Here is a 7,896-nt window from a genome sequence, read left to right as displayed (position 1 = left end):
TCCAAGACGGACACATCCTCTCAAAAATCATTGTAAGGACTTAACTAAAATGTGTCCATGAAACTATACTAACTCCATTGGACAATTTTGTAGAAGTAATTGAGTTTGATAACTTGGAAGAAGCACTTCATAAATTGTTAATTAAGCTAAATAAAAAAGAACTAATAAAAGTGAACTTACAACAGGATGAAGACGATATTTATGACCAGTGGGAAAGAATTGGAATACAAAAAAGTCTAGGGGTGTTAGAGCCCTTAATATCATCCCAGTGGCACCAAACAAAAAATAATAATTTAACACCCTTCGATTTCTCGCCTGGTTCGAATAAGAAAATATGGTGGGAGTGTAAAAATAAACATACTTGGCAGGCACCGATTAATTACCGAACTTCAGGGTATGGTTGTCCATATTGTGCTGGGCAAAAAGTCAGTTTTGAAAAATCTTTAGCCTTCTTAAATCCATTTTTATCAAAAGAATGGCATTCTTCCAAAAATAATAAACTTATTCCAGAAGAAGTCATGGCTGGCTCTAGTAAAAAGGTATGGTGGATTTGCCAAAAAGGTCATGAATGGGAAGATTGGATTAGCAACAGAGGAAAAGGCAGAGGTTGTCCCTTTTGCTCTGGCCGCCGTTCAAGCCCTGAATATAATCTGGAAGTTATTCATCCTGATTTAAGTTTAGAGTGGCATCCAGTAAAAAATGATACATTGACTCCATCTGATGTCACACCTGGTTCTGAAAAAAAAGTTTGGTGGAAATGTAAACTAGGCCATGAATGGGAGGCTAGTGTATATAACCGTAAAAAGGGCAATGGATGTCCATACTGTTCAGGGCGTAAACTGCTTACAGAAAATAGCTTGAAAATGAAATACCCAAAAATATCCAAGTATTGGCATAGAACACGCAATAGTATCCAACCTGAGGATGTTTTTCCAAAGTCCAATATAAAGCGGTGGTGGTTTTGCGACAACGGACATGAATGGCAAGCTACTCCAAATAATCGCACTTCGAAGGGCTCTGGATGTCCATATTGTGCTGGACAAAAAAAGATATAATGTATATTGATATGTTCTGCCAATTCGAACCAATTAAATGACTAACCCCCGACCTCTCACACCACCGTACGTACCGTTCGATATACGGCGGTTCCTTTATGATAGACGCAGTGTTTCATAACGAACATACAGACTATTCAGCCTTCGATTGCTCCAATTGGAATTATTGAGGTTTTTTGTGTATTGAATCATTAAAAGTTTGCCCAATCAAATCGTTCAGATGGTTTGCTGTCTACTTTTATTCTTCTCTATTAACTGTCCTTTATTTTGATCATGCATAATAACAATAAGCCCTTATCAAATGAAAGGGGCTTATTGTATTCTCTCCTGGTTCTGTTATATAGGTATTTCAACTGTATCCAATCTATTTTTTCTATTAGTCAGTAATCTTGTATATGTTTTCTCATCTTGCCCTTTTATATAAGGAAAGTTCACGTGTTTTTTAATAGTATCTATATCCTTTGACCAAGCCCCCTCTTAAATAAGAAGGGGTTATTTGTCCATAATAAATGTTAAAAATGAGTTTGGAAATTAAAACGCTATTGTGTCACCATGCTTTTGAAGGAATAAAAGTTCACGTCAACTATAATTGGTGGTTAGAAGTAAAAAATGACTACAATAAATAAGCCTTTAGACATATTGGTTGAAGCTATGAAACATTTATTTCTAATTGGGAAGAAGTATTATTTTAAAAAAGTATTAAGTATCCGATAAAAAAATTTTCTTATATTGATGTTCGGTATAAAAGTAATAGGATGTTTTATTGAAATTTTAAGGGTTTGCTTACAATTATCTACTTTTTTGCTATAATGATAAATGGAAAAATAGGAAAAAATAACTAAAGAAGGTGAAAGTTTTGGCTGGACTATTTATTTCTACCTTTATGAGAAAAAAGAAAGGCAGCAATGCGGAAGAAATCGTATGGGATGCCCTTAAAGCTGCTTTCAATGATAGAGAATGTATAGGTTATTGGAACTATCCCATCTTCTCGGACGATTTCTCTGGAAGGAAGGAACCAGACGTCTTGCTGTTAGATAAGAAATTAGGGGTAACGATTATCGAAGTAAAAGGAATCACGATTGATCAAATCGTTGGAATACAAGGACATAAATGGATTTATCAAAATTTTTATACGGAAGAAGGAAATCCGTACCAGCAGGCTGAAGATCAAATGCATAGTTTGATGGATTGGGTTAATGAAAAAGAAGGATTAGCGAACAAGCTTTCAAAGAGGATTTTGGTATCCCTTCCATATATAACTAAGGAAGAGTGGGCGGAACGTGGCTTTAATCGTCTTCCTAGCAATCCCCCTATCTTATTCAAGGAGGACCTTTCCAATGAGAAAGGCCTACTCGAGAAAGTAACATCTGCTTTCCTTTACCGGACCGGCATCCCACTAAAGGATAACGAATGGACGGGCCTAACGGAATTGATTCATGGAGAGAAGTTACCTGGGAGTCTTGAGGTGGAGGAGGGACCGAAATATTCACTTTTATACATCGCTTCCACAGAGATGAAGCTCCTTCAGGATATGCGATTATTTGAACCGCTTTTAGAAAAAGGAGTTAAAGTGATTATTCTTTCTTGTTTTAAAAAGAAATCAGAATGGTTCCCTAGCCCGTTCTATCAAAAATTCGAAAAAACACTTTTGTTTCAATATGTCTCGTCCGATGATCCTTATGAATTGGAAGAACCAATTAAGGTTGTCGATGGAATCGGAGTTGATGAGGCATTTATGAGTGAGTGGCTGGATAAATTTCCACACTTTAATAAAGGACAATATAAGGTTGAGCATTCACCAGTAGAGGCAAATTTAGCCATTTCTGCTGGTGCGGGTACAGGGAAAACCACGGTCATGATACAGCGTATCATGTATTTACTTGCGATGGTTCCAGGGGTTTCCCTGAAGGATATTGTGATGATTACTTTTACGAGAGAGTCTGCTCAGGAGATGAAGCATCGCTTGAAGCAAGAATTGGTACTCAGGCAACAGGTAACTAGACAGCCAAGATACCTGCAGTATGCTGAGGAACTGCGAGAAATGAACATCAGCACCATACATTCATTTGCGAAGTCGCTGATTCAGGAACTTGGTTTCATCCTTGGTTTTGGCCGCAATGTACAGCTTAAAGGCTATAAGGTCAAACGTAGGGAAATCATCAGTGCGATTTTAAATGAATTTGTAGCTGGCAGACCTATTGAAAAGCTGGGGCTTGGAAATTTCCAACATTATGAACTTGTGAAAATCGTGGAGTCTTTCTGGGATGAAATGGAAAGAAAAGGGCTTAGTGAAAAACAAATTTCCGGCTTGGAGTGGCGGGAGGGCGACTTCCCAGATGAACCTTTTGAAAAGCTAAATGACCTGTTTACTTATGCATTCCCACGTTGTGAAGAAAACTTTAATCAAGTGAAAAAGCGTGAAAATGCTATTACAATCGGTGATCTTGTGCGGAAAATTAATGAAATCAGTTCGGAAAACCCTGAAACGCTAAAAGAACTACCATATCAGTTTAAATACTTGTTTGTTGATGAATTTCAGGACAGCGATGATGTTCAAATCAAGCTTGTTGCCCAAATTAATAAGATGATCAAAGCAAAATTATTTGTTGTTGGAGACATCAAACAGTCAATCTATCGTTTCAGGGGGGCGGATTATACGGCTTTTACTCAACTGAAGGAAAATGTTGACGAACCATTCATCGATGAACCGCTTCGAATCAATTACCGGACCTCCAAGACACTGTTGGAAAAACTGCATCGCTATTTTAAAATTTGGGGTAAGCGAGGCGAGTTGACATACAAAGAAAAAGATCACTTGATTGGAAATGAAGATTCGACCTTTGGAATGAATGAATTCCGTGTGAAAAAGTACAATAAATGGGCTGATGAGCTAAAAGGCAAAGTACTGAATGAAGTGGAGAATGCTCAAGAGCTCATAAAAAATCAGATACATGAATCAAAGCAAAGGAAGATTTCTTTGCTTGTTAGGACGAACAACCAAGCGAAGCGTGTCTATGATTGGCTGGATGAGCACGGCATTGCAGTGGAAATGAATGTAGGAGGGACCTTTTATAATAGCGAGGCGGTTAAGGACTTTTATCGTTTAGTAGGCGCTCTACTCTATCCGAATGATGCGAAAAGTGTACTGAATGCATTGGCCACTCCATTTTTTAAAAACGAGGTGCTGGTAGACGAATTGGTGCAATTCAAGGGGGATAATAATCAAATCCTAAGGTATTTACGAGAGAATACTTGGTTTCAAAAAGATTTTGAAATCCATGTCCAGCAATTAAGGGTCAAGCCTGTATTTGCAGTGATTCGGAATTTCATGACCCCGGATGTTTTTCAGACTCTATATTCTAAAAAACTCGTATTATTCGAGGGAATGCCATCAGAGAGAGAAAGAGAGAAGGCGAAATTCGATGTTCGGAAATATCAATCCAACCTGAATCATTTGATGAATCTGCTTCACCAGCAATTTGACAGTACGAATGCGACACTTTACGCTCTTCACTCGTGGCTGGGAATCAACATAAAAAGCAATCGTGAAGAAGATGAACCTCGCGTCGAAACTATGGACGCAAAGGACGTAGTCGAAATCGTCACCGTGCACAAATCAAAAGGTTTGGAATATCATACGGTCATTATGCCTTTCACAGAGCAACCTTTCCATTTTGAATGGGATGAAGTTTTATTTGATGATGAAAAGAAAACGGTCGGCTGGTTTGTGAAGAATCATAAACTTGAAAACAGTTTTTATGAGGGTTTTAATGATGCTGAAACAATGGAAATTGTTAAAGAGGAAACGCGATTGCTATATGTCGCGATGACAAGGTCCCGGGAAAGACTGGTTATTTTCCTACCAAGTAAACAAATGGATGATACCTGGTCCATGCAATTGGACATGGGGTATTAGGAGGGGAGTTCAGCTAAGTATGAATTGTAAAGTGATGACCTATAGCAATCCTAAAAAACTTGATCAATTTGATGGTTTTAAGCCCTATACCGATGTCCTTCATGTATGTGCAACCAAAAACATGAGGGATGGGGTGTATGAAAGATATCAAAAAGATCAGGACGAGCCGTTTATCACAGCACCTATTGTGAGTTCAATTCAATTGATTGAGTGTTTGCTAGGTGATTGGTACAGCTCTGAAGTTAAACTTAAACAATATTTACATCTATCAGATATCATCCAAAATGAAGGTATATTAGAAGGCAACTACCTTTCATCCTTTCGGCGCAATCAAATCGAGGTGCTTGAAACCATAAGAATGATGGAATTATCAGGAGTGACACCTGCTGATTTAGACTCAAAAGAGCTCATACTTTCGCCTAAGGAGGAAGTATTTTTAACTATTTGGAGAAATTTTGAAAAGAACGCATCCATCAAGGAAGTAAGAAAGCTTTCTACTTTTGGTCTGAAGAGCACATTAAATAATCGTTGGAACAAAATTATCAAAGAGATAATTGAGAATTCCTATACAGAGGATGAGACCGTTTTTAATAAGATTAACCATTCGGTCAGTTATGAAAGGATTGTCCTGCATGGATTCTACTTTATGACACCAGAACAGCAACGAGTATTTTCATTATTAAAAAATGCCGGAGTGAACATCGTCTTTTTGAATCTTTATGATGACCGTTATCCAGAAACGTTTTCTTTTATTGGAAAATTCATAAATGGTAGACATGGCTGGATAGATAAAAACAAGTGGGAAATTGAGAAGTGCACGAGACTAGAAAGAACCATAGCCGATAAGTTCTTAAGTGATTTTGATGGAGAACTAGTCGAAAACTATCAAAAACCGGAATATTTAAAGGTCAAGGATTTTCAGGATTTCTATGACTTCCTTCAAGATTATGAAAGCAATCTTGAAAAATCAAAAACCGAGGTTAATAAAACATATCTTGCTCCAAATGCAGATTCCTTGAATGATCGTTTACAGGAATATTATCCAGAGCTATTCAAAGCTAAAAGGCATTTTCTTGGGTTTCCGATTGGGCAGTATCTTTATCAACTCCATCAAATGTGGAGTGAGGAAGAGGAGAGCCTTATTTTGACGGAGAATGGTCTCTTTGAATGCTTTGCCTCGGGGTGGTTGCATGATAAGGAAACGAGGAACAATGCGAAGGATTACACAAAGGTTCTTCAAGATGTACTTCCATTTTTCAAAGGGTGCGTAACAAAAGAATCATGGACTAAAAGAGTAAAACATTTGCTCACTATACTTGAAAATGTTGTTCCAATATTTCAACAGGAAGAAGATGATTCTTTTCAAAAAAGGATGTCTAGTCCATTTGCGATGTTTTCCCAGTTTGCAACAGCAAAAGAGGATGTTCTTCAAATATCGCGTTTTATAGACTTGATTCTTAAAGTTTCGGACGACCTGTTTGGCGCTGGAAATAAGAGGATATCACTTTCTGATCATTTTACGAAACTTCGTCAATTGCTCGAAGCATCCAATCCGTACCTTGAGCATGAAATTTCAAATGAAGAAAGAGTCTTGATTGCTCAGCTTAGAAAAACACTACAAACAACTCCCGATATCGGAGCTTTTCATGTCAATGATATTAGTACTGCTATTAGTCTGTATTTATCGGGGCATTTAAAAAAGGATCATCAAGATGAAGAGTTAATTCGGCCTTTCATTGAAATTGATGGGGAAGCTTTCAAGAAAAATGGTATCACTCATGTGACAGGACTTGATGAAAACAGTCTTCCTTATTCTGAGTTCAAACTTCCATGGCCACTAAGTGACCAGGTCTTTCATGATGTCGCTAAAAGAAATATCCCTCTGTCTTTTCTGGTTTTACGGAATGACTGTGTGAAGGAGATTACGAGATACTTGGTTTATAATCTTCTTCAATTCTCTAAGAAACTTGAATTGTCGTGGATGGTTCAATTGGAGGATAAAAAGAACCTGGATAAGGCTATCTATTTGAGCCAGCTGAACTTGGAACCAAACAGTGAGGATGTAGTTATGCAAGATGAATTGCTTGATGTAAAGTTTGAGAGGGAAATCACGAAGCAGGAGTTGGATTCCTTTTTGGCTTATCCGATTGATGCTTTAGCAGAATTCATGTTCTGCCCGCGGAGATTTTATTATAGTTATATATCAGGCAGTTCCGGGCCGTTTCAAAGTGAATTTGTCCATGAATTTCTTTTTGGCAACCTCTTGAAATCAATCGGTGCTTTGTTGCCGAATCTCAGTGATGAAAAAATCAAGGAAGAAGTGTTTGAATTTTTCCCATATTGGGATGAATTCAAATTGAATTTGATTGCCGAAGGAAATCTAAAGTACCGTTATTGGGCGAAAAAGAACTATGGGGGATATACGCCATACGGAATAGAAGAAAAGTTTAGTGATTTGCGCAAGTTGTTTCTCTTTCCTGTTCTTCAAAATAGTAAGGCTGACGAAGAAAGCAAAGCGGTTGCAGCCGAAATCGGACATCTTTATAACCAGCCTGGCATCGTCATTCCAACCTTGAGAACGGAATTCGAAAGACAACTGCAAGAATTTCCAATCCAAATGGAAGCAACCCCGAGTGGTAAATGCCGCTATTGCCCGCATACCCAAATTTGTCCTGAGGCATTTCATCCAGTCGATGATGCAGAAAGGAAGCGGACTAAATGACGACCACAATATGGGGAATCCTGGCCAAAGAGTGGCGTATTCGTAAACAGAAAATCGATAGAGCAAAGCTTGAAGAGAATCTCGGTGAAAATCTGGCCATCGTAAAAAAAACAATAGAAAAAAGCAATCCCGTCCCGTCTGCATTGGACGATATCTATGCCGATGATGAAGATGATGATGAAGATTGGTAAAAAGGGAGAGAA

At 38.0% G+C, this 7,896-nt stretch carries 4 protein-coding genes; all 4 read left to right on the top strand.

Translation table 11 applies throughout. From position 1 onward, the window contains the following. Positions 1–113: 113 nt before the first annotated feature. Complete coding sequence (locus tag ACFX4I_RS10940; RefSeq protein ID WP_377420546.1) at positions 114–1,055, top strand: zinc-ribbon domain-containing protein; 942 nt, start codon at positions 114–116, stop codon at positions 1,053–1,055. A gap of 856 nt (positions 1,056–1,911) precedes the next feature. Beyond that, positions 1,912–4,971 carry a UvrD-helicase domain-containing protein gene (locus ACFX4I_RS10935; RefSeq protein WP_377420544.1) on the top strand — a complete coding sequence of 1,020 codons (3,060 nt, stop codon included), beginning with the start codon at positions 1,912–1,914 and terminating at the stop codon, positions 4,969–4,971. A gap of 19 nt (positions 4,972–4,990) precedes the next feature. Next, complete coding sequence (locus ACFX4I_RS10930; protein ID WP_377420542.1) at positions 4,991–7,693, top strand: hypothetical protein; 2,703 nt, start codon at positions 4,991–4,993, stop codon at positions 7,691–7,693. Then, on the top strand, positions 7,690–7,884 hold the full coding sequence (locus ACFX4I_RS10925) for a hypothetical protein (RefSeq protein ID WP_330501567.1): 195 nt from the start codon (positions 7,690–7,692) through the stop codon (positions 7,882–7,884). The genes ACFX4I_RS10930 and ACFX4I_RS10925 overlap by 4 nt, the downstream gene beginning before the upstream one ends. Positions 7,885–7,896 lie beyond the last annotated feature (12 nt).

The organism is Peribacillus sp. YIM B13472, from assembly GCF_042788005.1.
Lineage (GTDB): Bacteria > Bacillota > Bacilli > Bacillales > DSM-1321 > Peribacillus > Peribacillus simplex_E.
The sequence above is the reverse complement of the archived record's forward strand: the minus strand, read 5'-3'. Positions and strand labels throughout refer to the sequence as shown.

Coding starts and splice junctions, on each gene's coding strand:
- ACFX4I_RS10925 (WP_330501567.1), top strand. CDS start 7,690: ATGACGACCACAATATGGGGAATCCTGGCCAAAGAGTGGCGTATTCGT.
- ACFX4I_RS10930 (WP_377420542.1), top strand. CDS start 4,991: ATGAATTGTAAAGTGATGACCTATAGCAATCCTAAAAAACTTGATCAA.